The following is a 26,145-nucleotide window of genomic DNA, read 5'->3' as shown; positions in this document are numbered from 1 at the left end:
TCCTGCGGGTGACCTGCGCAACAGGGGGCTGCCGCTCCGGAGACCGCCCGGCAGCCCGGGCTCCTCGTCTCCTCGTCTCCTCGGACTGCCGTACCGGGCCGGGCGACGACGTCCGGCCTGATCGGCTGCCGGTTACGGACCAGGTGGTTCACCTCCCGCTGTGGAGGTGCGGGTCAGGCGTCCGTCGTGTGGTCGGCCCCCACATCACCGCGTCGCAGTTCGGCGTTGATGCGCTGGGCCTCTTCGAGCTGGTCTTCCAGGATGATGATGCGGCACGCGGCCTCGATGGACGTGCCCTGGTCGACCATCTCGCGGGCGCGGGCGGCGATACGCAACTGGTAGCGGGAGTAGCGACGGTGACCGCCCTCGGAGCGCAGGGGCGTGATCAGCCTGGCTTCACCAAGGGTCCGCAGGAAGGCGGGCGTGGTGCCGAGCATCTCCGCCGCTCGCCCCATGGTGTAAGCGGGGTAGTCGTCGTCGTCGATTCGGTCGAGCGGTGTGTCTGCGGTCATCTGCACCTCTGATGGGGGAATGCGTCGAGGGGCCTTGGTGCCGTACGGCACCAAGGCCCCGAGGGATTTCTAACACCATCGACCGGCTTCTTGCCATGCCGGCCTTCTGTTTCCGCGCCGGCCCCCGTCGGGGGGCGGAGAATGCGGGGATCGCGGATGCGTGACCGTGGGACCACCTTCCGTTCCGGGGCCTGCGGTACCCGGGCGAACCGTTCTCGCCCGGGCGATCCTGATGGCGTCGCCCTCCTTCTTTCTTCTGACGGGCCTCTTGGTGCTGCCCGGTACTGCGGATTCTGCGTACGGCTGGTGACCCTCATGCGGCCACCGAGCCCGGCGGTCAGCGAGGGGACCCCAAGCGGACTCCGGCCCCGCCGCTCCACCGCCGTGCTATTACCTCTGTTCTTCGTGCGGGCAGTTCGTGTCTGCCACGCCCCACCGACTTCCTGGCTACAACAGAGACACTAACTCCTCAACGGCCGCATGTCTACATCAGCCACAACAGATTTCAGCCCGTTCGAGTGAAAGGTTCCCCACCGGGGTCCATCAGCCGCAGCCGCCCGCCTCCGGCTGGAGCGGGGACGGGCGGTGCCTGGCTGCGCCGCGTGACACCCCTTCCTCCTGAAGCGGGGGCGCGGATTCGCATCCCGTGGCGCGCACATGAGGGGAGGAGGGCCGGGGTAACTGGTCAGCTCTGCCGCCTCCGGACCGTGTGAAAGGTGACCGTGCCCGCATTCCTGAACGAGCTGTGGCCACTGGGCTGGAGCATCGCCGTCTTCGTCCTGGCCACGAGCGTCACCGTGGTGTGCAGTGTCCGGCTCGCGAGCGTGGGCGACGTACTGGCCGACCGGACAGGGTGGGGCGAGGCGTTCTTCGGCGCCGTACTGTTCGGGCTGGTCACCTCGATGTCCGGGATCGTGATGACGGCGGTCAGCGCGGCCTCGGACCAACCGCAGCTCGCGTACAGCAACGCCGTGGGCGGCATCGCCGCGCAGACCGTGGCGATCGCGGTGGCCGACGCGTTCCACCGGGAGGCCAACCTGGAGCACGCTGCCGCCTCGTTGCAGAACATGATGTTCGGCTGCCTGCTGATCGTGCTGCTGGGCATCGCGCTGATGGCCACGTTCAGTCCGGACGTGACCGTGCTGGGGGTCCACCCCGCGTCCGTCGCCATGGTGGCTCTGTACTGGGGCGGCCTGCGGCTCATACGCGGGCAGGGGTCTCCCATGTGGCGAGCCGTGCGCACCACGGACACGCTGGCGGACGTCCCCGACGGCGATGCCGACGACGAGGCCGTGACCTCCCACAGCACCCGGCGGTTGTGGACGGAGTTCACGGCCGCCGCGGTGATCGTCGCGGTCGGCGGGTGGGCCGTGGCCCGCGCCGCGGAGAGCCTCACGGAGCACACCGGTCTGAGCGCGGGTCTCGTCGGCGCGGTCTTCATGGGGGTGGTCAACGCGCTGCCGGAGACGGTCACGTCCATCGCCGCCGTACGCCGTGGGGCCGTGACCCTGGCCATCGCCGCCATCATCGGCGGCAACTGCCTCGACGCGCTCAACCTGGTCGTGGGCGACATCGCCTACGGAGGAGGTTCGCTCTTCCACGCCGCCGCCCCGCAGGAGCTGTTCCTCACCAGCGGCTCACTGGTGATGACAACTGTCCTCCTCAGCGGCCTGCTCGTCCGCCAGCGGGCCAACTGGCTGCGCGTGGGATTCGACGGTGTCCTGCTCCTGGCTGTCTACCTCGGCATTGTCACCGTCCTCGCCGTCTAGGCCCGGCACCACGGCTCGGCACAGCACCTCCGTAGCCCTCGCCCCTCGCCCCCGGGGCCCGAAGCGCAGGGCGACACCCCAGCGCTTCGGGCCCGGAGGTGCTTCGCCACGGGCGGCCGATGCCCGTGGCCGTGTGGCGTGCCCGTCCGACTCCGAAGCCGCCGGGAGGTCAGGTATCCGCTGCCACCCTCACCGATCGGTCGGGGCTTCGGCGGAGCGCGCGGTCTCCCTTCGGCCGACCATGTCGTTCCACCAGCCGAACCGGTCCGGCGCCGGAACCGCGTCGGTGCCCGTCGTCACCACCGGCCCCATCGCCGTACTGCTCCGCTTCGCCGCCCCCTGAAGGGTGGACATACAGCAAGGAAGCGGACAGGAGGAGTTGGCCGAGAAGGGCGTTCCGCCCGGAGCAAGGGCTTGCCGCCTTGCGCCATAGTGTGTGCCGGTGGAGACGGAACACCGGTGCGACAGAAGGGCGTTCAGCCGGAGGGCCATCGCAGCCGGTTGCGCGGCACCCTGGCCACAGGCACCGGTGAGGTGTTCGCGGTGGGGCCGGTGGCCTGGGTCCGGCGCATCGGCTCGTGGACGGTCACCGACGGCTACCGCCCCTTCCGCTCCGGTACCTACGAGCTGCACCGGGGGCGCGGAAGCGTCCACGTCACCAGCCCCGACCCCGTCACACGGTCCGCCATACCCGAAATCACATAGGGCTGACACGGCATGGGTTCGTCCCTCCCGCCGGTATCCGCCAGTCCGCATGACCAGTTCAGACCCACATCAAGAAAGGTAGGACCTCATGACCACCGACGAGATCCGCAAGGCCCGTCACCAGCTCGTCCTCCACCACTTCCGGGACGAGGTCCGCCAGGAGTGGGACGACGTCCTGTCGACATTCCCGCACCCGCACTACGAACTCATCCCGACCATGCAGGTCCATGACGGCGACACCGCCGTGCGGGCCTACTATCACGACAGCCGGGTCGCCTTCCCCGACCAGGACCACGAGATCATCGCCATACGGCACAGCGACGACGCCGTGATCACCGAGTTCTGGCTGCTCGGCACCCACCTCGGCCCGCTCGGCGCCATACCGCCCACGGGCAGCCGCTTCCGGGTGCGCATGACGGCGTACTTCATCTTCGACGCCGATGAGAACCTCGTCTGCGAGCGCGTCTACTTCGACAGCCTGACCATGCTCAAGCAGCTCATCGGCGGCCTGAACATGAGGAACCCCCGGAACTGGCTCCTGGCGGCACGCTGCCTCAAGGGCCTCCTCGCCATGTCCGGTGACGAGCCCCACCCCACGCTCGTCAACACCACTCCCCCTGCCTCTGAAGCCAGTTCGAGTTGAGCGCCTCTCAGGCGGCGCCCGGTTCACCTCCGGAGTTCGCCGCCTTCGTCCGCGCCCAGAAGGAAGACCAGGGGTTCCTGTAGCGCCTGGCACTGCGCTGCGTGTACGTGCTCCGGCGATGGCTGGAACACGCACTTCGGTTACCGGGTTCGCCGCCAACCAACAGGCGAGGCCGGTGAGTTCGCCTAGGTTGGACCCACTGGTCACGCTCACCACAGGAGGCTCAGCCGTGTCGGAGGACACTACTCAGGACAGCGCCGGTTTCGAGACGCGTGCCCGTATCGATACGACGAAGCCGCACTCGGCGCGGTTCTGGAACTACTTCGTCGGTGGCAAGGACCACTACGAGATCGACCGGGAGATCGGGGACCAGATCAAGGGCATCTTCCCCGGGCTGGTCGACGTGGCACTCACCAGTCGGCGGTTCCTCGGGCGGGCCGTCACCCATCTGGCCGAGGAGCAGGGGGTGCGACAGTTTCTGGACATCGGTACGGGCCTGCCGACCGCCGACAACACACATCAGGTGGCACAACGCGTCGCTCCGGACGCGCGGATCGTGTACGTCGACAACGACCCGATCGTGCTGACGCACGCCAACGCCCTGCTGACCAGTACCCCCGAGGGCCGCACCGACTATCTGGACGCCGATCTCTACGACCCCGAGTCCGTCCTGCGGGCCGCCGCCGGGACGCTGGACCTGTCCCGCCCCGTCGCCCTGATCATCCTCAACACGCTCGGCCACGTCGCCGACTACGAGCAGGCCCGTGAAGTGGTGAGCCGGCTCATGGCGGTTCTCCCCTCGGGCAGTTACCTCGTGATCAGCGACAGTACGGCGACGAGCGAGGGCATGATCGCCGCGTCGAACGCGTACAACTCGAGCGGCGCCGTGCCGTACTACGTGCGCGAGGTCGAGGAGATCGCCGGATTCTTCGACGGCCTCGAACTGGTCGAACCGGGTGTCGTACGGGTCCCGGAGTGGCGGCCCGAGGCCGGGACACCGGGCGAGGACGACGGGAAGGCCGTGGACGCCTACGGCGGAGTGGCCCGCAAGCCGTAGGCGGCCCGGCCGACGCGAGGGCGGGGAAGCCGACGCGTGCCGGCTCCCCGCTCTCCTTCCCTTCCCTTCCTCCGGGACCGCTGGGGGGGCGGGCCGACGGCCGGGACGACCGACGCCGGGCAACGGTGCGTCCTGTCGTGGAGTTAGCATCCGGTCATGACGACTGTAGAGACCAACGGTTCTTCTCCCCTCGATGTCGAGATCGGTGCTCTGAGCGGCGGTCCCGCCGGGCTGGCGCGGTATGCGGGTCAGGTCGTGCTCGTCGTGAACGTGGCCTCCCGGTGCGGGCTGACCCCGCAGTACGCCGGACTGGAGCGCCTGCACGAGCAGTACGCGGCGAAGGGCTTCACGCTGCTCGGCGTGCCCTGCAACCAGTTCATGGGGCAGGAGCCCGGCACCTCGGAGGAGATCGCCGAGTTCTGCTCCGCCACGTACGGCGTGACCTTCCCCATGACCGAGAAGGTCGACGTCAACGGGGAGGGACGGCACGCGCTGTACGAGCGGCTGGTCGGCTTCGCCGACTCCGAGGGGCACAGCGGGGACATCCGCTGGAACTTCGAGAAGTTCCTGATCGGGCGGGACGGCAAGGTCGTCGCCCGTTTCTCGCCGCAGACCGAGCCGGAGTCGGCAGAGGTCGTGGCGGCGGTCGAGGGTGCGCTCGGCTAAAACTCTGCTGCCCGATTCGGGGGAGGGTCACGCACCGCATCCGAGAGGGGCCCGCCGGGGCCGGACCGCCTCCTCGCGAGACCCGTTCCCTGCGCCCCGCCGACAGGCCGGCGTCCCTCTCCGCAATGGAGCAACAGAGTCGGCTAGCTCCGTCCTCCGCAGGTCACCCGTTCGGGAAGATCAACTGATCACAGCTGGTCAGCCACCGATCAGCGCAGCGGTCCGCGGTGCAGAACCCGCCGAAGCACGATCGCTTCAGGACCGTGATCCAGCCCGGAGGCTGTGCAAAAGAGTGACCCGCGGAGGAGGGAGCTAGGACTCTGCTGCTCAATTCGGCGAGCGATCACGTGCCATGCTTTCAGGGCTCGGCCGCGCCCGGCCTGCCTGCATCTGCGACGCGCTCTGAAGGCCGTATCGGCACGGCGTCATCACGCCGGGTAATTGCGCAGCAGAGTCAGCTAGCCGGGCAAAGCTCCCTCGAGGAGAGCGGCCCCGTCCACGGTGGCCTCGGGTCCGCCGGGGTGTTGACCTTGCCCCTGGGGCAGGGGGGAGCGTTCGTGTCGCCGGGCGGAAGGGCTGCCCGGCGGCGGAGGACGGCACGGTGGACGAGGAACTGCTCGGCACCGGCGCGTTCGCGGCGCGGGCGCGTCTGCCGGCCAAGGCGTCGCGGTTGTACGACCGGCTGGGCTGCTGGTTCCGGCGCGGGGCGACGAGGTCACCGGGTACCGGTTCTGCCGGTCCCGCCGAGGCGTGCCGGTCGCCGACGAGGCGGCGGCGCGGGCCTGAGCCGATACGCAGGGGCGGGCCCGTGGGACGGCGGTGCGGGTGGAGCCGGCCCAGCGGCCGGCCCGCACCCGGATCACCAAGGCGCGGGGGGCTCATCCGCAGATTCTGGCCGCGTTCGAGGCCGTGGAGCAGTGGATGGCGGCCGGGGGGCTGACGGCCGCACGGCCCTGCCGGGAGGTGTACTTCGCGGACTGGGGCGCCGCGGGGGCCGAGGACCCGGTGTGCGGCGTGGCGTTCCCGGTGCGGTAGCGGCGTAGCCGCGGTCGCGGGACGCGGGCACGGGCCGAGCCCTCTCGGCAAGGACGGCGATCTCGTCGAGAGGGCTCCTCAGCCGTGCGGTCGTGCTGGGACCGGGCTTGTGACGGGGTCCTGGGACGGGCTTGCGCTGATGCCGCCGGCAGGTGTCCCGTCGTAGGGGCGGGGCTGCTGGCGGCCCGCTGTACGTCCCTGTGCGGTCCGGCCTTCTCAGTCCTTCACCGAGGCCACGAAAGCGCCCCACGCGTCCGTGGGGAAGGCCAGCTTCGGCCCCTCGGGGACCTTGGTGTCCCCGAGCTCCAGTGCCTCCTCGGTGGTCGACCTGACCATCACGCACGCGCCGTTGTTGTTGGTGTAGGAGGACGTCGTCCACGTTTCCGTGGTGCCCAGACGAATTGCCATGTTCGCTCCGTAGCGGGTTGCTGAGTCGGTGTCACCGGACTGCGCGTCCGGCAGGGACCCGCAGAACGGATTGCGCCAACCTTCACTGACGGTTGGCGTGATCGACGCTACTCGCCAACATCCTTTTTCGGAGCAGCCATTCACTCGACCGGGGGCATATTCCAGGAGATACTTCCAGCCAGGCATGTCAGCGGTGTACAATTCCGCCCTTTTGCCTGCCGGGACCTCAGCGCGCGTACTCCTTCGCAACCCGCTCGACCAGCTGACGGGACTGCTCCACGTTCAGGGACTGGGCCCTCAGGTGCTCGTACATCACGGTGTACTTCTGCACGTCGTGCGGCTTCTCCAGGTACAGGTCGCTGGTCACGCCCTCGATGTACACGACACTCGAATCGGCCGCGTCCGCGAACTCCAGGATGGAGTACTGGCCGTTGATGCCGGAGTGCGCGCCGACCTCGAACGGCAGGACCTGCACGGTGATGTGCGGCTGCTGCGACAACTCCATGACGTGTTCCAGCTGTTCACGCATGACCTGTCGGCTTCCGACGACCCGGCGCAACGACGCCTCGTCCAGCACCACCCACAGTCGCAGCGGGTCCGTCCCGGCGGTGATGCGGCTCTGCCGGCACAGGCGGACCTCGACCCGCTTGCCGTTGTCCTGCTCGGACGACTCCGGCGAACCGCCCCGGACGATCGCCTCGGCATACGCGCGGGTCTGCAACAGGCCGGTGATGATCTGCGGTTCGTAGACCCTGAGCGACTCCGCGTCCGTCTCCAGACCGATGTAGACGCTGTACGGGATGTCACCGAAGGCGTGCCACCAGCCCTGCTGGCGCGAGTCCTTGGCCATCTGCATCAGCGACTCGACGATCCGCTGGTCCTCGACCTCGTAGACGCCGCAGAGGTCGCGGACGTCCCGCTGGCTGATGCTGCGCCGGCCGTTCTCCAGCCGGCTGATCTTCGACTGCGACACCAGCAGGCGCTCCGCCACCTCCTCCGCCGTCATGCCCTTGAGCTCACGGAGCCTGCGCAGCTCCTGGCCCAGCCGGCGCCGCCTGACGGTGGGATTGACGTTGGACGCCACGGGACGTGCACCTCCGGCTGCGTGCCTCGCACTTACTCGTACTTGCCACTTTGCGTATCTGGTGTTGAGCAGACTGCCACCAAGGCGCTTCCTGCCGCTGGGAAACAGCGGATATCCCGCGGGTACAGCCCGGTCCGGGGGCGCCGGCGGCACGGAACCGTGCGAAGTCGGTACGGTGGCGGGTTTCCGGCACGCCGAGCGGGGCGGAGAGAGTGCGCGCACTCTCTCCGCCCCGCTCGGACAGCGGCTCCCGTGACCGGGTCTGTGGTGCCGTGGCCGGTCAGTGGCCCTAGTGGGCCACTGCGCGCGCCATGGATCCGTGGCGCGGTTGGGCCGGAACGCCACGGGCGGGTTCCGGTCCGCCCCTGCCGCCGACGGTGGCGGCCTGACGGCCTCCTGCCGGGGCCGGGTTGCGGCGCGGCTGGGCCGCCACGCCGTTCTGCACGTCCATCACGGCGTGCGCCACCAGGCCGCCCATCGGGTCGTGCCGGATCAGGTCCCGCAACCGGGAACGCGAGGAGCGACCCTCGTTCCCCGGGTACAGGTGCTTGCCGAGGCCCACGGCATGCGCCAGTGCGGCGAGCGCCGCGGTCCGTGGGTCCGGTGGCACGCCGGTACGGATCGCGGAGTCCAGCCGGGCCCTGATCTCCCGGCTGATCTCGGTGTCCGTCGCCTGGTAGCGAGTCGTCGGCAGCACCCCGCACATCTGACCGGCCACGGCATGCACCATGCCGCACCGCTCCAGATACGAGAGGTAGGTCTGGCGGAGCCCCAGTCGCGGCCCGCCAATCCAGTTGACCGCCCGGACCGGAGCGCCGCGCCTTCGCAGCAGCTCCAACGCGCAGTCCAATGTCGGATCTCCAGTCGGCCGTGGTACCACCACGGCGATACGATCCCCGTCTGGGGCTATCCGTCCGGCCAGCGCCAGCTCCACTAGCTGTGCTCCGGCCAGACCGAGGTCGAGCGACTGCGGCTGTGCAGTGGTACCCGTGGTCGGGTCCAACGCCAGCAGCAGAAGCTCTTCCGGAAGTGTTCTGCGGCTCCTGCCCATCCATGCCTCCCCGCGTGGATGAATGACAGGGTGACCCCTCTCACATTGGTCTGTCGAGAGCACGTGACTGGTTTGTAAGGGAACCGATAGGTATGTCGTTCTCGTCTACCGCGTGGGGGAAGTCCGCAGACAGGACACTGGCAGATGGTTCGGACAGGGCTGCGGAGCGCTGTCGCGGGCGGCGGAACGGGTTCACGGTTCGGTTGGCGTACGCGCGACGCGCGGCGCATGGAGGAGGCATCGGTGGCGGGCGAGTCCCCCGACAGGTCGAAGCAGCGCGAGTCGTCGGAAGAAGCGACGGCGGGGAGCGCGGGCCCGGTTCCCGGAGCCAGGAGCGAGGGGGGCTCCGCCGGGAAGCGGGACCCCCGGCTGGGGGTGCCCCGGAACGTTTCGACGTCGGATTCATCCACGTCGTCGAAGTCTGCGAGGGAGCGCGGGGGTGTGGACACGGCCACCCGGGTGCTTTCGGTGAGCGGCGCGCAGACCGACGACGAGGAGGCCCCCGACTCCGCCGGGGACGGGGAGGGGACGTCCGACCGGCGTGACGATTCCGCGGCGAACGGCGAGGAGGAGCCGTTGGATGCCGTCGTCGCGGCGTGGGTACGGTCGGCGGACGAGGTGGATCAGGGCGGGAACCGCGAGGACGCCGAGGGCGCCCAGGAGGCCGAGGACGCCGGCGACGGCGACACGGGCGCCAGGAGCGGCCCGAAGGACGGCAGGGACGGCAGCGCGAGCCGGGACGGGGGCGCCGGCGGGGCTTCCGAGCGCGGATCCGCAGACGGCGCCGACGCGCCCGAGGGGTCCGACGAGACCGACGGTTCCGACGCGGAGGGCGAGCGGGAGCCCGCGTCCGAGCCGGAGGCGGAGGCCGACGCCGGCGCAGCCCCCGTCGCCGACACCACCGACGACGCCCCGGACGCCGACGAGGACGCCTCCCAGGCCGCCGCTGACGCCTCCCCCGAGGACGACGTCTCCCCCACGGCCGAGGACGGCAACGACAGCGACAGGGGCACCACGGACGCAGCCCCCGGGCCGACGTCCGGACCCGAGGCCGATGCCACCCCCGAGCCGAGCGCGGACCAGGCCGACGACACCGACACCGACGACGGCCGCGACGGCCGCGACGGCCGCGACGGCACCGGCGACGCCGAGTCCCCCACCGATCAGCCCACCGCCGTCTTCAAGGCCCCGCGTCCCCCGGCGCCCGCCGTCGACCAGCCCACCACCATGCTCAAGCTGAGCGACGCGGCCGAGGACGCCGGCACGACCGACGAGGCCGGACCCGGGTCCACGTCGGCCTCCACGGCCGCACCCGAGTCGGATTCCAAGTCCGACTCCCGGCGCGCCGGCACGTTCGTGCCGCTCAAGGACCTGGACGACCCCGAGACCCGTAAGCCCTCGAAGCTGTCGAAGGGCGGGGACTCCGCCACCACCGCGCTGCGGCTGCCACCTTCGGCTCAGGCACGGCCGTCCGCGCCGTCCGCGCCCCCGGCCGACAGCACCCGCCACGTCCCGCAGGTCGGGCCGGAGCTGACGCGGCAGCAGCCGCTGCCGCCCAAGCCGCCGCTGGATCTGCTGGCCGAGCTGACCAACACCCCGCCGCCGCCGGACACCCCGCTGCGCACGACCTGGCGGCGGGTCAAGATCTGGACGCCGCTGGTCGCGCTTCTGGTGATCGTCTTCGCGGTCGTGCAGAACATGCGTGCGCTCCCCGCTCCCACACTCGAACTGACCGCAGAGGACAGTTACACCTTCGACGGCGGCAAGGTCGACATCCCGTGGCCGGCCGACGGGCAGGCCGCGCTGGACGTGCAGGGCATCGGTACCTTCGGCTCCTCAGGTGAGCAGAAGCCCGTGCCGATCGCCAGTGTCGCCAAGGTCATGACCACGTATCTGATCCTGCGCGAGCACCCGCTCAAGAGCGGCGCCGAGGGTCCGACGATCGGTATCGACGACGCCGCGGAGGAGCAGTCCGACGCCGGGCAGGAGTCGACCGTGAACGTGACCGCCGGTGACGAGATCTCACAGCGGGAGGCACTGGAGGCCGTGCTGATCGCGTCCGCGAACAACGTGGCGCGGCTGGTGGCCCGCTGGGACGCGGGGTCCGAGAAGGCGTTCGTCGAGAAGATGAACAAGACCGCCGCGGACCTCGGCATGACCAACACGACGTACACGGACCCCTCAGGCCTGAACGACACGACGGTGAGCACGGCCGTGGACCAGGTGAAGCTGGCCAGGGCGGCGATGAAGCAGCCCGCCTTCCGTGAGATCGCCGCGATGATGTCGTACGACGACTACAAGGGTGTCAACCACCCGAACTGGAACCAGTTGGTGGGGTCCAACGGCGTCGTCGGCATCAAGACCGGAACGACCACCTCGGCTCTCGGCAACCTCGTCTTCGCCGCGAAGAAGGACGTCGACGGCGAGACCCGGACCATCGTCGGTGCCGTGGTGCGCCAGCCCGCGGGCGGCGCCGACAACACGATCCTGGCCGGTGCGCTCTCCGCGGGCGACCAGCTGATCCGGGCGGCGCAGGAGGCACTCGAGTCGGCGACGGTCCTGAAGAAGGACAGCGTCGTCGGGTACGTGGACGACGGGCTGGGCGGCCGGACGCCCGTCGTCCTCACCGAGGACGTCGAGGCCGCCGGCTGGTCGGGGCTGGAGGTGAAGCTGACGTTCGCCGGGGAGGAGGTGCCGCACCAGGCGAAGGCCGGTACGGAGGTGGGCTCGCTCACCGTGGGCGACGGCACGGACAGCGGCGCCGTCAAGGTCCCGGTCGCTCTCCAGGAGGACCTCGTGGAACCGGGCTTCACGGCCAAGCTCACGCGCGTGAGCTGATCGTCGACGCTCGACGGCGAACGGCGGGCATCGCATCCCGCCGGCCGGTGCCCACCGCGGGCGACGGTCGGCGGGGTGCGTGCTAGCGTCGCGAAACGGGCGGGCCGCCGGTGATCGCACCGCTACCGTGACCGCACCACGACCACGCACCACGCACCACGACCACGCGCTACGACGACGCGAACACGAAGACGCCATACGGGGAGTGCCTTCAGGTGGCCACTGCGGAGCCGACACACGCAGACGACGCCGGTCCGGGCCCGGAGTCCGGCCCGCGAATACCCCTGCCGGAAGCCGACGACCAGCCGCCGGGCGCCCTCGTCTCCCCCCGCGCTTCCCGCCCCGAGGCCGTCGTTCTGGCCGTGCGTGCCCGGATGCTGCGGTATCCGGTGCTGTCCGTCACCGCGCTCGCCGGTGCGCTGCACGTCGCCTGGTTCTTCACGTTCGCGAACAGTGGTGGTGACCTCGCGGCGCAGGACGCCTGGGCCGAGTTCGTCGGCCGGCACCCCGACTCCGCGTACAACATGGCCTGGTACGGCGGGATGCACGCGGTGTCGTACAGCGTGGTGTCGCCGTATCTGATGTCGGCCCTCGGTGTGCGGACGACGATGATGCTCGCGGGGACGGTGTCGGCCGCGCTGCTGACGATGCTGCTGATCCGCAGCCGGGCGGTGCGCAACCCGCTGTGGGCCGCGCTCGCGGGTGTGTTCGGGCTGCTGGGCAACGCGGCTTCGGGGCGGGTGACGTTCGGGCTGGGCATGATGTTCGGGCTGGCCGCGGTCGCCGTCGTGTTCTGCTGGCCGTACCGCTGGCGCTACAAGCGCTGGGCGAAGGCCCTGTGCGCGGCGCCGCTGGCGGCGCTGGCCACGATGTCCTCGCCGGTCGCGGGCCTGTTCGTGGGGCTGGTGGCGGTGGCGCTGTTCCTGCAGAAACGGCGGCCGGGGGCGTGGGCGCTGGGGCTGGGGCCGACCGCGGTGGTGGCGGTGTCGGCCTGGCTGTTCCCGTTCTCGGGGACGCAGCCGATGGGGTTCGGTTCGGTCGTCCTGCCCCTGGTCTTCTCCGTGCTGGTGTGCGTCCTGGTGCCCCGGAAGTGGATCACGGTCCGGATCACGGCCGCGGTGTACGGGCTGGGCGTGGTGCTGGTCTGGCTGGTGAGTTCGCAGATCGGTTCCAACATCACGCGGCTGGCGATGCTGTTCGCCGGGGTGGCGCTGGTGGCGGCGCTGCCGTTCGCCGTGCCGCGGAGCCGCAGGTGGTACGCGATCGTCGTGGCGTTCGTCGGGTTCGTCGGATGGATCGGCTTCAAGTCGGTCGACGACGTCGTGCACACGACGCCGACCGCGTCCTGGGCGCGGGAGCTCGCGCCGCTGGTGAACGAGCTCCAGGAGGTCGGCGCCGACAAGGGGCGGGTGGAGGTCGTCCCGGCGCGTTCGCACCGCGAGGCCTCGGCGCTCGCGCCGTACGTCAACCTGGCGCGGGGCTGGAACCGGCAGGCCGACATGGAGCGCAACCCTCTCTTCTACGACGACACCCTCAACTCGGCGAACTATCACGAGTGGCTGAAGCGGTGGGCGGTGCACTTCGTGGTGCTGCCGAAGGACGAGCCGGACGGTGACGGCAGTAAGCGGGAGCGGGAACTGGTGCAGCGGGGGCTGCCGTATCTCCAGCAGATCTGGGGCGACGCCAACTGGCAGCTGTTCGCGGTGAACGACCCGACCTCACTGGCCGAGCCGAACGCGGTCGTGGAGCGGGCCAGCCAGAGCGAGATGACGATGCGGGTCGGGAGGGCGGGCCGGGTCGTCGTGCGCATCCCGTACTCGCCGTGGCTGAGCATCGTCGACGCGGACGGCAACAAACTGGAGGGCCCGCAGGAGACGGAGGAGTCCAGGAGCCGTTCCGACGGCACCGTCGACGGGGGCGGGGACGACCGGCCGAAGACGTACGACAACCTCAACGGCTGTCTGATGGAGACAGAAGAGGACGAGAACGGCGACAAGTGGACCGTGCTGCTCGCGCCGGAGCCGGGCACGTACCGGCTGGCGGCGCCGTACGACGTGCAGCGGGGCACGCCCTGCCCGGCGGAACTGCGCTGACCGGCTGACGCAGCGGGTCCGAGGACCGACCGGCGCCTTACCGGATCCGGTGGACACCGTGCCGCCGCACCGGACGTGACGGGGCTCGTCTGCGCGGGTGCGCTCACGCGCCGGACACAGCGATCTCCACCCCACTCGGGCATTCAACATCATGAACACCGGTCATCAGCGTGAACATTTTTGCGCGCTCTTGACCCTCCCCATCATTGTCATGCCCACATCTGTACATTCACGATGAGCGGGCACTTCGCGCCCTGCCGCACAAGCACCTCGGACCCACCGCAGACCTACCCCGCTCGGGCGAAGTGTCAACCAGCTGAGCGGAGTTCACAAGGCGGACCCTGGAAGGGGGGACATGAACAGTCTCGACTGGGCGGTGCTCATCGGCTACTTCGCGGTGATGGTCGCCATCGGTGTCTGGTCGCACAAGCGGGTGGGCGACGTCAGCGACTTCTTCACGGCCGGGGGAAAGATGCCCTGGTGGCTTTCGGGCATCTCCCACCACATGTCGGGCTACAGCGCGGTGATGTTCACCGGCTACGCCGGCATCGCGTACACGTACGGCGTGACGTCCTTCGTCACCTGGTCCTTCCCCATCGCCCTCGGTATCGCCATCGGGTCGAAGCTGTTCGCCCCGCGGATCAACCGGCTGCGCTCCCGGCTCCATGTGGCGTCCCCGCTGGAGTACCTCAAGAACCGTTACGACCTGAAGACCCAGCAGGCGCTGGCCTGGTCCGGCATGCTGCTGAAGATCGTGGACGTGGGCGCGAAGTGGGCGGCGATCGCCACGCTGCTGGCGGTGTTCACCGGCGTCTCGCTCAACGAGGGCATCCTCATCACCGGCGTGGTCACGGCGATCTACTGCACCATCGGCGGCCTGTGGGCGGACGCACTGACGGAGTTGGGACAGTTCATCATCCAACTGCTTGCCGGTCTCGCCATGTTCTTCGCCGTGGTGGTCGAACTCGGTGACCACGGAGGCTTCTTCGGTGTGTGGGACGAGCCGGAGCTCCAGGGTCATGCGGAGCCGCTGGTCGGGCCGTACGGCACGATCTTCCTGCTGGCGTTCCTGTTCATCAAGCTCTTCGAGTACAACGGCGGCATGCTCAACCAGGCCCAGCGGTACATGGCCACGGCCACACCCCGCGAGGCGGAGCGCTCGGCGCGGCTCTCGGCGGCGCTGTGGCTGGTCTGGCCGCTGGTGCTGTTCTTCCCGATGTGGATGTCGCCGCTGCTGGTGGAGTCCCAGAAGGCGGACGGCTCCGACTCGTACGCGCTGATGACCGAACAACTGCTGCCACACGGCCTGCTGGGCCTGGTCATCGTCGGCTTCTTCTCCCACACGATGGCGATGTGCTCCTCGGACGCCAACGCCATCGCGGCCGTGTTCACCCGGGACGTCGCCCCGGTGCTGTCGGCGAGGGCGCGGCGCTGGAACGACCGGACGGGGCTGCTCGCGGCCCGGGTGACGACCGTGGTCTTCCTCGGCCTGTCCATGGCGGTGGCGACACAGGTCGACTCGCCCACCTTCAAGGACATCATCACCGTGGTCATCAAATGGGTGGCCGGCCTGATGGGGCCGATCGCCATCCCGATGATGCTGGGTCTGCTGCGGCCGTTCCGCCGCTCGGGCCCGACCGCGGCGCTCACCAGCTGGTCCATGGGCCTGCTGGCCTTCTGGCTGGTCAACTACCCCGTCCACTGGGCCGTCGAGGGGGGCGTGTCCCTGGAGTACCAGGTCTCGATCCCGCTCGCCGTCTCACTGATCCTGTACGTCCTGGTCGGCTACGCGAAGCCGGAGGACACCCCGGAACGGATGGCGGTCATCGAGCGCATCAACACCGACGGTGACGACTCCGCCGCGGCGGCGGTGCCTGCGCAGTCCGGAGCCCCGGACGCGGCACCCGCCCGGACGACGGACTAGGACCGCCCGCCACCGGCCACGGGCGTCCGGGAAGTCATGGGCGTCACCCGGTCAGGGAGCCGCCCGCCCCTCTCGGATAGCGCGCCATCCAGGCCGGGGACGACCCGGCCGGCCCGTGCAGGGCGGGACCCTGGGTCATCTCCATGGCGAAGTCGTCGGCGAGTTCCAGCAGCGTGGGACGGCCCTCCAGTTCGGCCAGCCAGGCCGGCGGGAGGGCCGTTTCGCCGTAAAGGGCCCCCAGCAGCCCGCCGGTCAGCGCACCGGCCGCCGCGCTGGGCCCGTCCTGGTTGACGGCGAGGCACAGCCCGTGCCGTATGTCCTCCCCCACCAGCGCGCAGTACACGGCGACGGCGACGAGCCCCTCGGCGTCCCCGGCCCCGCTCAGCCGGGTCACCCGCTCCGGTGTCGGCATCCCCTGCCGCACGGCACCCAGGGCGTGCTGCAGGGCGTCCGACACGGGCTGGTGCCCCGGCCGTGCGGCCAGCAGAGCGAGTGCCCGCTGCACCGCCGTGTCGAGGGTCTCGCCCCGGGCCAGCCCGTGCACGATCACCACGTACGCGCCGGCCGCGAGGTAGGCGGTCGGATGACCGTGGGTCTGTGCCGCGCACTCCACGGCGAGCTGGGCGACGAGCTGCGGCTCCCAGCCGACGAGCAGCCCGAAGGGCGCCGACCGGGCCGCCGCCTCGGGGCCCGCCTCACCCGGGTTCTTGGGCTCCTCGGGCGTGCCCATCCTCTCGTCCCCCAGCCCGATCAGCAGCGCGCGGGCCGGGTCGCGGCGGGCGTAGAGCCACTCCTCACGGGCGAGCCACCCGTCCTCCTTGCGGCGCTCGTCGGGCCCCCAGTCCCGCTGGGTGGTGGCCCAGCGCAGATACGCGCGGTGCAGGTCGGTCGGCGGGTGCCAGGCACCGGTGTCGCGCCGCACCTGGGCGCGGATCAGGCCGTCCACGGAGAACAGGGTCATCTGGGTGAGATGGGTGACGGCACCGCGCCGTCCGTGGGCGGGGGCGAGCCCGGTGATCCCGGCGGCACCGTGCGCCCGGCGGATCGCGTCGACGCCCTGGCCGTCCACGGGCGCGCCCAGCGCGTCCCCGAGGGCCACCCCGAGCAGTGTCCCGCGCACCCGGCTGCGGAAGTCCTGCTGCTCGCGGCGCCCCCACACGGGTCCGCCAGTCGCGTCCACCCAGACCTCCCGGACACCGTGCGTACGTGCGACGCCAAGCACTGTATGCGAACAGGGGCGGTCGGATCAGGATCGGCTCAGGGCACGGAGAGGTATGGGAGCGGTGACCGAAGTGACCGGTCCGACCCCACCTGGTCACCTACGCCCGGCCTCGTCCAGACGGCGTCGGACCTCGTCACGCCGCGCCCGCGCCCACTCGTACGACGGGCTCAGTTCCAGAGCACGGTCCAGGTCCCGTAGCGCCCGGCCGTAGCGCCCGGCCGTGGCGGCCGAGTCGGGAGAGGGCCACGCCCCTGCTCGCGTACCCGGGGTCCACGGCCAGGACCAGGGCCTGGCCGTGGTGGGCGAGGGCCTCCTCGTCACGGCCGGCGGCACGGAGGGCGTCGCCGCGTTCGCAGTGGGGGTCCACGCATGGCTGTCGGCCGCCCGTGACGCCGATCCGCCCGTGATCACCTCCGCCGTGGTGCTGGTCGAGGTGGTCCATCCGAAGATCAACGATGCGGCGCCGCGGTGGACGCTCCCACGTGTACGCGTGGAACCGGTCGCCCAGGCGCTCGCCCAGTCCGCCGCCGCTCTGCTGCGTGCCGCCGGCCTTCACGACCACAAGTACGCCGTCGACGCCATGCTCTGCGCGACCGCCCTGCGGCATCCCGGCCGGGTGACCATCCTGACCTCCGACGTGGAGGACATCGGCCTGCTCTCTGCCGGGCATCCACGTGGGGTGGCCGAGACGGTCTGACCTCACACGGTTATTCGACGACCCGCACCGGCGTCCCCGCCGTGCCGAAGGTCCACAGGACCTCGCCGTCGTCCTTGGCCACGCGGATACCGCCGGTCTGGCGGCCTTCGGCGGGCGGGGGCGAGGAGCCGTCGACGGCGTGGGAGAAGGCGATGGAGACGCCGGACTTCACGGCGAAGTAGATGACGTGCTCGACCTCCACACCGTCACTGCCGGTCGTGGCCCCGGTGCGGGTGCCGATCGTGTACGTACCGGGGTCGGGGTCGACCGTCCCCGGCCAGACCTCGAAGGAGCGGCGCGGGGCGTCGCTGGCGTCGACCAGCCACACCTGCTGCGCGTCGAGGGAGTAGACGATACGGCGACCGGTGCCGGAGTCCGCCGGGACCGCCTCCGCCCCGGTCTCCTTCTCCTCCGGTTCGGCGGACGGTTTCGCGTCCGCCGTCGCCGGCGCGCTCGGGCGGCTCGTGGACGCGGTGGGCTTCGTCCCCTGGTCCGCCTGGACGCCCAGGACCGCCACTACGGCTAGCGCCCCCGTGGTCAGCCCGGTCACCCAGGCCCACGAAGGAAGACGGGCAGGCACCGGTACGCATCTCCTAGGTCGGGCGGAGTTCCGACCCCTGGCGTCGGGGACACCGAGGGTCAGATCATCCTACTGCCCGGCCTGCCCAGCTCGGTCTCTCCCCCGGCCCCTCAGTCCAGCACCGGCAGCAGTTCCGGCAGGTGGCCGTCCGACGCCTCGGCCGCCCGTTGCCGTTCCTCCGGGACCTCTCCGTACAGGGTGGTGCGGGGCCTGGCCGGGCGGCCCGCCGCCTCCGCCACCGCGATCAGGTCCTTGACCGACTTGTACGAGCCGTAGGAGGAGCCCGCCATGCGGGAGATGGTCTCCTCCATCAGCGTGCCGCCCAGGTCGTTGGCGCCGGAACGGAGCATCTCCGCCGCACCCTCCGCGCCCAGTTTGACCCAGCTGGTCTGGATGTTGGGGACGTGGGGGTGGAGGAGGAGACGGGCCATCGCCGTGACCGCGCGGTTGTCGCGGGCCGTCGGGCCGGGGCGGGCGATGCCGGCCAGGTAGACGGGGGCGTTGGTGTGGATGAAGGGAAGGGTGACGAACTCCGTGAAGCCGCCGGTACGTTGCTGGATACCGGCGAGGGTGCGCAGGTGTCCGAGCCAGTGGCGGGGCTGGTCCACGTGGCCGTACATCATCGTGGACGAGGAACGGATGCCCAGGTCGTGGGCCGTTTCGATGACCTCGGTCCAGGTGGCCGCCGGCAGCTTGCCCTTGGTGAGGATCCAGCGGACCTCGTCGTCGAGGATCTCCGCCGCCGTACCGGGGACGGTGTCCAGGCCGGCCTCCTTGGCGGCGGTCAGCCATTCGCGGATCGACAGGCCGGTGCGGGTGGCGCCGTTGACCACCTCCATCGGGGAGAAGGCGTGCACGTGCATGCCGGGGACGCGTTCCTTCACCGCCTTCGCGATGTCGAAGTACGCCGTGCCGGGCAGGTCGGGGTGGATGCCGCCCTGCATGCAGACCTCCACCGCGCCCACCTCCCAAGCCTGTTGGGCACGGTCGGCCACCTGGTCCAGGGAGAGCGTGTACGCGTCGGCGTCCGTGCGGCGCTGCGCGAAGGCGCAGAAACGACAGCCCGTGTAACAGACGTTGGTGAAGTTGATGTTGCGGGTGACGATGTAGGTGACGTCGTCGCCGACCGCCGACTTCCGTACGTCGTCCGCGATCCGGCACAGGGCGTCCAGCGCGGGGCCGTCGGCGTGCAGCAGGGCGAGGGCCTCGTCGTCGGTGAGCCGGGTCGGGTCGCCGGCCGCCGTCGCGAGGGCCTGGCGTACGTCGGTGCCGATGCGCTCGGGCCGCATGCCGGGGGCGGCGGCCTCGCGCAGTGCGCCCCAGTCGCCGTACACCTCGTCGAAGTCGTCACGGCGGTCGCCGGTGCGGCCCTCGGTGTCGATGGTGCGGTGCAGGTCGGTACGGCCGGTGGCGGTGAATGCCTCGTCCGGCTCCTGCCAGGGCAGCCCCTCGGGGAGGGCACCGGAGCGCGCCAGGCCCGTGGCCGGGTCGGCGAGCGCCGCCACGTGCGGGCGCAGCCGCGGGTCCAGCCAGGGCTCGCCACGCCGGACGAACTCCGGGTAGACGCAGAGGCGTTCCCTCAGTTCGAAGCCGGCCGCGCGGGACCTCTCGGCGAGTTCGTCGATCTGCGGCCAGGGGCGTTCGGGGTTCACGTGGTCGATGGTGAGCGGGGAGACGCCACCCCAGTCGTCGATGCCTGCGGCGATCAGCCGCTCGTACTCGGAGTCGACCAGGTTGGGCGGGGCCTGGATGCAGGCGCGGGGACCGAGGACGTGCCGGGCGACGGCGACCGCGGCGATCAGGGCGTCGAGTTCCGCGTCCGGCATGCCGCGCATCGCGGTGTCCGGCTTGGCGCGGAAGTTCTGGATGATCAGTTCCTGGATGCCGTGATGGGCCCGGGAGACCTTCCGCAGCGCGAAGAGGGACGCGGCGCGCTCCTCGTACGTCTCGCCGATGCCGATGAGGATGCCCGAGGTGAAGGGAACCGAGGAGCGGCCGGCGTCCTCCAGGACGCGCAGTCGGACGGCGGGTTCCTTGTCCGGGGAGCCGTGGTGCGGGCCGCCGGGCTCGGACCACAGGCGGGTCGCGGTGGTCTCCAGCATCATGCCCATGGACGGCGCGACGGGCTTGAGGCGCTGGAAGTCGGTCCAGGTCAGCACGCCCGGGTTGAGGTGCGGGAGGAGCCCCGTCTCCTCCAGGATGCGCACGGAGACGGCGCGGACGTACGCGATCGTGTCGTCGTAGCCGTGCGCCTCGAGCCATTCGCGCGCCTCGGGCCAGCGGTCCTCGGGCTTGTCGCCGAGGGTGATCAGGGCTTCCTTGCAGCCGGCGGCGGCGCCCTTGCGGGCGACGTCGAGCACCTCGTCCGGCGACATGAACATCCCGTGCCCGGCGCGGCGCAGTCTGCCGGGCACGGTGACGAACGTGCAGTAGTGGCACTTGTCCCGGCACAGCCGGGTCAGCGGGATGAAGACGCTCTTCGAGTACGTGATCACTCCGGGCCGGCCCGCGGCCAGGAGGCCCGCGTCCCGGACCCGGGCGGCCGAGGCGGACAGGTCCTCCAACTGCTCACCGCGTGCCCGGAGCAGGACGGCCGCCTCGGCGACGTCGAGGGACACCCCGTCCCTCGCCCGTTTGAGGGCGCGACGCATGGAGTTCTCGGTCGGGCCGGTTCCGGAGGTCGCGGATGCCGATGTCGTCATTCCTCGAGGATACGTTCGGGGTGATCAGGACATAGAGGGCCGGTCCGGGGGCCGGGGGGTGCCGGGTGAGCACCCGGCGGGGTGCCCGGAAGGTGCTCACCGGGCGCCCTCATCGGGCGTCGGTGACGTACGGCTGGTACGCGTCCAGCGCCCGCAGCACCCCCGCCTCCTCCTCCGGCGGCAGTTGCACCACGACCTCGTCGATCCCCAGGTCGGCGTAGTGGGCGAGCTTCCCCGGGCTGGGCCGGACCGCGTACGGGACGACCTGGAGGGCACCGGGGTCGCGGCCGGCGTCGGCCCAGGCGGTGCGCAGCGCGGGCAGGGACTCGGACAGGCCGCGCCCGCCGATCGGCAGCCAGCCGTCGGCGTACGCGCAGATGTGCGTGAACAGTTTCGGGCCTGCCGCCCCTCCGACCAGGGTGCGCGGCCCGACGACCGGGCCCCGCGGCTTCTGGACCGGCTTGGGGTACACGAAGCTGGCCCGGACACTGCCGAACTCGCCTTCGTACGGGGTCGGTTCCTCCGACCACAGGGCCTGCATCAGGCCCATCCGGTCCCGGACCAGATCGCGCCGGGTATGCCACTGCACGCCGTGGTCGGCGGCCTCCTCGACGTTCCAGCCGAAGCCGACTCCGAGGGTGAACCGGCCGTCGGAGAGGTGGTCGAGGGTCGCGATCTGCTTGGCCAGGTCGATCGGGTCGTGCTGCGCGGCGAGCGTGATGCCGGTGCCGATGCCGATCCGCCCGGTGACGGCCGCGGCCTGCCCGAGCGCGACGAACGGGTCCAGGGTGCGGGTGTACTCCCGGGGCAGCTCGGCGCCCGCCGGGTACGGGGTGGTCCGTTCGACGGGGATGTGCGTGTGCTCGGGCAGGTACAGCCCGGCATACCCGCGCTGTTCCAGCTCACGGGCGAGCCGGGTGGGGGTGATCGTCTCGTCGGTGAGGAAGATCGTGACGGCGATGCGCATGAGCGGCCTTTCGTACGCGGACGACGGAGTCATCAATACCCGGGCCCGGAGCATCTGTCCATACCGACCAGTCGGAACCGACTCCGGCGTCAGGAAGGGCGACCAGTAGGCTCCCCCTCGAATCCGCCGATTCCCTTTCCTGGCAAGGTAGTTCACCGCACCGCGCGAGGGCTTCACCGCACCGCACCACACCACACCGCGCCCCCGCCCTGGCCGCGTTCGCGGACCCGGGCCGCCGGCAGCCCCCGGCGGAAGTACGACGGCGGGCCTGGACGCCCGGGGCCGTGGACCATCACGGCGGGCACAAACGCAGGGCGGTCACCGGCCCCCGGCGCACCGTCCGTGCGGCACACGTGCGCACGTGTGCGCAGAAGGTGGGGGGGGGACTCGCGGACCGTGCGCGCCCGTGTGATCGCCGTCTCGCACGACTGCCGCATCCGTCACGGACAAGGCAGACTGGCGTGGTTGTTGAGGATGTATAGGGAGACTGCATGGACGGCGCACCGCGCGTACCGGAGCAGCGGCGTCCCGGTTCGCCGGCGGAGCCACCGGCGTCGCCGGCGTCGCGGGAGTCACGGGAGTCACGGGAACGGCTGGAGCCGCCCGAGTCGCCCGCCCCGCCGGTGCTGCGCTTCAGCGTGCTCGGCCCGGTGCGCGCCTGGCGTGACGGGGAGCCCGTCGGCACCGGCAGTCCGCAGCAACGCGCTCTGTTCGCAGCCCTGTTGCTCCGCGGCGGACGTACGGCGACGGCGGCCGAGCTGATCGACGCCCTGTGGGGCGACAAGCCCCCCTCACAGGCCCTGGCCGCGGTCCGTACGTACGCGTCCCGGCTGCGGAAGACGCTGGGGTCCGGCGTTCTGGTCAGCGAGTCCGGTGGGTACGCGGTGCGCGGGACGGGCGAGGGCGCGCTGGATGTCGGGGTGGCGCGGGGGCTGGCCGCCGACGCCGAGCGGGCGAGGAACGCCGGGGACCTGCACACGGCCCGTACGCTCCTGGACCGCGCCCTCGCGCTGTGGGACGGCGAGACGCTGGCGGGCGTACCGGGCCCGTACGCACAGGCGCAGCGGGTGCGGCTGGAGGAGTGGCGGCTCCAACTCTCGGAGACGCGGCTGGACATGGACCTGGAGCAGGGCTGCCACACGGAGGCCGTCTCGGAGCTGACGGCGCTCACGGCGGCGCACCCGCTGCGCGAACGCCTGCGCGAGCTGCTGATGCTGGCGCTGTACCGCAGCGGCCGCCAGGCGGAGGCGCTGGCGGTGTACGCGGACACCCGCCGGCTGCTCGCCGACGAGCTGGGCGTGGACCCGCGCCCCGGCCTCCAGGAGCTCCAGCAGCGCATCCTCCGGGCGGACCCCCAGCTGGCGGAGCCCTCCTCCCCCGCGCCGCCCGAACCGGCCGCCTCCCCCGTCCGTCCCGCACAACTCCCCGCTAATGTGCCCGACTTCACCGGCCGCTCGTCCTTCGTACGCGAACTCGGCGCGATCCTCGCCTCGGCCGAGGGCCGGGTGATGGCGGTGTCCGCGCTGGCCGGGATAGGCGGCGTCGGCAAGACGACGCTCGCCGTGCACGTCGCCCACCAGGCGCGGGCCGTCTTCCCCGACGGCCAGCTGTACGTCGACCTCCAGGGCGCGGGCTCCCGGGCGGCCGAGCCGGAGACGGTCCTCGGCGCCTTCCTGCGCGCCCTCGGCACTCCGGAGGCGGCCGTGCCGGACTCGCTGGAGGAGCGGGCGGCGCTGTACCGTTCCGCGCTGGACGGCCGCAGAGTGCTGGTGCTGCTGGACAACGCGCGCGACGCGGCCCAGGTACGGCCCCTGCTGCCGGGCACGGAGGGCTGCGCGGCCCTGGTGACGTCCCGGGTGCGGATGGTGGACCTGGCCGGCGCCCACCTGGTCGACCTGGACGTGATGTCCCCGGACGAGGCGCTGGCCCTGTTCACGAGGGTCGTGGGCGAGGAGCGGGTCGCGTCGGAGCGCGAGGCCGCACTGGACGTCGTCGCGGCGTGCGGGTTCCTCCCGCTGGCCATCCGCATCGCGGCCTCCCGTCTCGCGGCCCGCCGCACCTGGACCGTGTCCGTGCTGACGGCCAAGCTCGCCGACGAGCGCCGCCGCCTGGACGAACTGCAGGCGGGCGACCTCGCGGTGAAGGCCACCTTCGAACTCGGCTACGGCCAGCTGGAGCCCGCCCAGGCCCGCGCCTTCCGCCTGCTCGGCCTGGCCGACGGCCCCGACATCTCCCTGGCGGCGGCCGCGGCCGTCCTGGACCTCCCGGCCGACGACACGGAGGACCTGCTGGAGTCCCTGGTGGACACCTCCCTGCTGGAGTCCGCCGCGCCCGGCCGTTACCGCCTGCACGACCTGGTCCGCCTCTACGCGCGCGCCTGCGCCGAACGCGACGAGCGGCCCCCGGGCGAACGCGCCGCGGCCCTCTCCCGCCTGCTGGACTTCTACCTGGCGACGGCGGCGGGCGTGTACGCACTCGAGCGGCCGGGGGACCGGCTGGCCGACCATCTGGCCGCCACCGACCACCCCGGACTGCGCTTCCCCGACCGCAGGGCGGCGCGGGACTGGCTCTACACCGAGGCGAACTGCCTGCTGTCCTTCGCCCGCCAGTGCGCCGACCTGCCGGACACGCTGCGCCGGAGCATCGACCTGCTGTGGGCCGCCGTGGACCTGTCGGAGTCGGGGGCCAACTCCAAGGAGTACGAGGCCACCGCGCGTACCCTTCTCGACGCCGCCCGGAAGGCCGGTGTCGCGCGGGTGGAGGCACGGGCGCTGATGACGCTGGCGCACGCGCACCTCGACGGCGGCCGGTTCGACCTGGCCGACGAGGAGGCCGATCAGGTCGTCCGGCTGGCCCGGCGGGCCGACGACCTGCTGCCCGTGTGCTGGGCCCACAACGCCCGCGGAGTGATCGCCCTCTACCAGGGCCGCACCGAGGCCGGCGAGGAGCATCTGACCCACGCCATCGCGCACTTCCGGACGCTGCGCGACCGCCCCGGTGAGGCGAGCGCGCTCTGCAACCTCTCACGGGTCCGGCTCGCCGCCGGCAGCACCGACAGCGCCGTGGCGCTCGCCCAGGAGGGCATGGAGATCTACGACGCCATGGGCAACTCCCTGCGCGGCGCGAACGGCCGCTACGCCCTCGGCATGGCCCTCACCCAGAGCCACCGGCTCGTCGACGCGGCCGACCGGCTCCTGGAGGCGCTGGAGGTCTTCCGCGACAGCCGGCAGCGGCTGTGGGAGGGCATGACCCTGTTCCGCCTGGCGGAGGTCGACCTCGCCGGGCAGCGGTACGCCCAGGGCGCGGCGAACGCCGAGCTGGCACTGACGGTGCTGCGCGGCATCGGTGGTGAGTGGCGGCGCGGCAACGTCCTGACCGTCCTGGGCCACGCCCTCACCGGCGTCGGCCACACGGGCCGCGCCCGCGTCTGCTGGGAGGAGGCGGTCCGTATCTACGAGGCGCTCGGGTCACCGGAGGCGGCAGCGGTACGGGCCCTGCTGACGCCGGTCGAGGCGGCCTGAGGGCGGCACGGCGGGGAGGCCGCGGGCTGTGTCGATGCCCGTCGTCGCGGCGTTCATCGTTCGTTTATCGCCGGGCGGGACGATGGACCCAGTCGATCCGTCGCGTCGGGGGGCAGGCGGGTCGTCAGGAGAGGTCACAGCACAGGCCCGTCAGGGCCGAGCGGCCGAAACGGCCCGTCCGGTCACCCTCGGGGGAGTGCCCGGACGGGCCGGACGGCAGGAACACCACACAGGGGAGCAGGAAGAATCATGAGCGACGAGCAGGTCGTCAAGCCGCAGGGCGACATCCACGCCACCTCGGAGCCGCTCGGCACCAAGGCCCAGGACGGCAAGAGTGAGGACGGCGGCGCCACCGCCCAGGGCGACATCCACGCCACGGACGAGCCGCTGGAGACCAAGGACATCCACGCCACGTCGGAGCCTTTCAGACCGACCCGGTAGGCGGACTCTGCTGCTCCATTGCGGAGAGTGACGCCGGCCCGTCGACGGGGCGCAGGGAACGGGCCTCGCGAGGAAGCGGTCCGGCCCCGGCCGGCCCCTCTCGGACGCGGTGCGTGACCCTCCCCCGAATTGAGCAACAGAGTCCAGGCGGACCGCACAGCACGGGAAACGGATGGGCCGCGACGGCACGGAGGGGGAGCCGTCGCGGCCCGTCCGCCTGCCCGGAAACA

Annotated in this window: 20 protein-coding genes and 1 pseudogene; 12 read left to right on the top strand and 9 right to left on the bottom strand. The window is 71.4% G+C overall.

From position 1 onward, the window contains the following. Nucleotides 1-173: 173 nt before the first annotated feature. Nucleotides 174-512, bottom strand: coding sequence for a MerR family transcriptional regulator (locus HUV60_RS19305; RefSeq protein WP_257848505.1), 339 nt, complete (start codon nt 510-512; stop codon nt 174-176). A gap of 716 nt (nt 513-1,228) precedes the next feature. Between HUV60_RS19305 and HUV60_RS19300 the strand changes: the two genes are divergently transcribed. Then, complete coding sequence (locus HUV60_RS19300; RefSeq protein WP_443047347.1) at nt 1,229-2,281, top strand: sodium:calcium antiporter; 1,053 nt, start codon at nt 1,229-1,231, stop codon at nt 2,279-2,281. A gap of 189 nt (nt 2,282-2,470) precedes the next feature. On the opposite strand, the gene HUV60_RS19295 is transcribed toward HUV60_RS19300, so the two are convergent. Further along, nucleotides 2,471-2,635 carry a hypothetical protein gene (locus HUV60_RS19295; protein WP_257848504.1) on the bottom strand — a complete coding sequence of 55 codons (165 nt, stop codon included), beginning with the start codon at nt 2,633-2,635 and terminating at the stop codon, nt 2,471-2,473. A gap of 105 nt (nt 2,636-2,740) precedes the next feature. Here HUV60_RS19295 and HUV60_RS19290 point away from each other — a divergent pair, with 105 nt between their 5' ends. The 5 genes and pseudogenes from HUV60_RS19290 to HUV60_RS19270 form a co-directional block, all read left to right on the top strand. After that, a complete protein-coding gene (locus HUV60_RS19290) occupies nt 2,741-2,986 on the top strand; it encodes a hypothetical protein (protein ID WP_257848503.1) in 246 nt (81 codons plus the stop codon). 88 nt (nt 2,987-3,074) lie between these two features. Further along, nucleotides 3,075-3,629: an ester cyclase gene (locus HUV60_RS19285; protein ID WP_257848501.1), complete on the top strand. Its 555-nt coding sequence runs from the start codon at nt 3,075-3,077 to the stop codon at nt 3,627-3,629. Nucleotides 3,630-3,858: 229 nt separating this feature from the next. Continuing rightward, entirely contained in the window at nt 3,859-4,686 is an 828-nt protein-coding gene (locus HUV60_RS19280) for an SAM-dependent methyltransferase (protein ID WP_257848500.1), read from the top strand. Nucleotides 4,687-4,842: 156 nt separating this feature from the next. After that, the gene (locus HUV60_RS19275) at nt 4,843-5,352 is read left to right on the top strand and encodes a glutathione peroxidase (protein ID WP_257848499.1); all 510 of its coding nucleotides are present in this window, start codon (nt 4,843-4,845) and stop codon (nt 5,350-5,352) included. 750 nt (nt 5,353-6,102) lie between these two features. Continuing rightward, a pseudogene (locus HUV60_RS19270) lies at nt 6,103-6,387 on the top strand (MerR family transcriptional regulator); the annotation flags it as partial. A 216-nt stretch (nt 6,388-6,603) separates the two neighbouring features. On the opposite strand, the gene HUV60_RS19265 reads toward HUV60_RS19270, so the two are convergent. From HUV60_RS19265 to HUV60_RS19255, 3 genes are all read right to left on the bottom strand, one after another. Beyond that, nucleotides 6,604-6,795, bottom strand: coding sequence for a DUF397 domain-containing protein (locus HUV60_RS19265; protein WP_257848498.1), 192 nt, complete (start codon nt 6,793-6,795; stop codon nt 6,604-6,606). A 226-nt stretch (nt 6,796-7,021) separates the two neighbouring features. Beyond that, complete coding sequence (locus HUV60_RS19260) at nt 7,022-7,879, bottom strand: helix-turn-helix domain-containing protein (RefSeq protein ID WP_257848497.1); 858 nt, start codon at nt 7,877-7,879, stop codon at nt 7,022-7,024. A gap of 289 nt (nt 7,880-8,168) precedes the next feature. Next, nucleotides 8,169-8,930 carry a GOLPH3/VPS74 family protein gene (locus HUV60_RS19255; protein WP_257848496.1) on the bottom strand — a complete coding sequence of 254 codons (762 nt, stop codon included), beginning with the start codon at nt 8,928-8,930 and terminating at the stop codon, nt 8,169-8,171. 228 nt (nt 8,931-9,158) lie between these two features. Between HUV60_RS19255 and HUV60_RS19250 the strand changes: the two genes are divergently transcribed. From HUV60_RS19250 to HUV60_RS19240, 3 genes are all read left to right on the top strand, one after another. Beyond that, a complete protein-coding gene (locus tag HUV60_RS19250; RefSeq protein ID WP_443047345.1) occupies nt 9,159-11,768 on the top strand; it encodes a D-alanyl-D-alanine carboxypeptidase in 2,610 nt (869 codons plus the stop codon). A gap of 215 nt (nt 11,769-11,983) precedes the next feature. Further along, nucleotides 11,984-13,861 (top strand): MFS transporter, encoded by a 1,878-nt coding sequence (locus HUV60_RS19245; RefSeq protein ID WP_257848495.1) that lies wholly within the window; start codon nt 11,984-11,986, stop codon nt 13,859-13,861. Nucleotides 13,862-14,216: 355 nt separating this feature from the next. Continuing rightward, on the top strand, nt 14,217-15,785 hold the full coding sequence (locus tag HUV60_RS19240; protein WP_257848494.1) for a sodium:solute symporter family protein: 1,569 nt from the start codon (nt 14,217-14,219) through the stop codon (nt 15,783-15,785). 43 nt (nt 15,786-15,828) lie between these two features. On the opposite strand, the gene HUV60_RS19235 is transcribed toward HUV60_RS19240, so the two are convergent. Then, nucleotides 15,829-16,965 carry an ADP-ribosylglycohydrolase family protein gene (locus tag HUV60_RS19235; protein WP_257848493.1) on the bottom strand — a complete coding sequence of 379 codons (1,137 nt, stop codon included), beginning with the start codon at nt 16,963-16,965 and terminating at the stop codon, nt 15,829-15,831. Nucleotides 16,966-17,362: 397 nt separating this feature from the next. Between HUV60_RS19235 and HUV60_RS19230 the strand changes: the two genes are divergently transcribed. Further along, the gene (locus HUV60_RS19230; protein WP_257848491.1) at nt 17,363-17,704 is read left to right on the top strand and encodes a DNA-binding protein; all 342 of its coding nucleotides are present in this window, start codon (nt 17,363-17,365) and stop codon (nt 17,702-17,704) included. A 10-nt stretch (nt 17,705-17,714) separates the two neighbouring features. Here HUV60_RS19230 and HUV60_RS19225 read toward each other — a convergent pair whose 3' ends face one another. The 3 genes from HUV60_RS19225 to HUV60_RS19215 all read right to left on the bottom strand — a co-directional run bounded on the left by HUV60_RS19225 (nt 17,715) and on the right by HUV60_RS19215 (nt 21,953). After that, a complete protein-coding gene (locus tag HUV60_RS19225; RefSeq protein ID WP_257848490.1) occupies nt 17,715-18,284 on the bottom strand; it encodes a hypothetical protein in 570 nt (189 codons plus the stop codon). Nucleotides 18,285-18,394: 110 nt separating this feature from the next. Then, entirely contained in the window at nt 18,395-20,986 is a 2,592-nt protein-coding gene (locus HUV60_RS19220) for a bifunctional FO biosynthesis protein CofGH (RefSeq protein WP_257848489.1), read from the bottom strand. Between the two features lie 109 nt (nt 20,987-21,095). Then, complete coding sequence (locus tag HUV60_RS19215; protein WP_257848488.1) at nt 21,096-21,953, bottom strand: LLM class F420-dependent oxidoreductase; 858 nt, start codon at nt 21,951-21,953, stop codon at nt 21,096-21,098. Nucleotides 21,954-22,444: 491 nt separating this feature from the next. Between HUV60_RS19215 and HUV60_RS19210 the strand changes: the two genes are divergently transcribed. Both HUV60_RS19210 and HUV60_RS19205 read left to right on the top strand, forming a co-directional pair. Then, a complete protein-coding gene (locus tag HUV60_RS19210; RefSeq protein ID WP_257848487.1) occupies nt 22,445-25,474 on the top strand; it encodes an AfsR/SARP family transcriptional regulator in 3,030 nt (1,009 codons plus the stop codon). A gap of 249 nt (nt 25,475-25,723) precedes the next feature. Beyond that, the gene (locus HUV60_RS19205; protein WP_257848486.1) at nt 25,724-25,915 is read left to right on the top strand and encodes a hypothetical protein; all 192 of its coding nucleotides are present in this window, start codon (nt 25,724-25,726) and stop codon (nt 25,913-25,915) included. Nucleotides 25,916-26,145: the final 230 nt, after the last annotated feature.

This window comes from Streptomyces sp. KMM 9044, from assembly GCF_024701375.2.
Lineage (GTDB): Bacteria > Actinomycetota > Actinomycetes > Streptomycetales > Streptomycetaceae > Streptomyces.
This window is presented reverse-complemented; position numbering and strand designations above follow the sequence as displayed.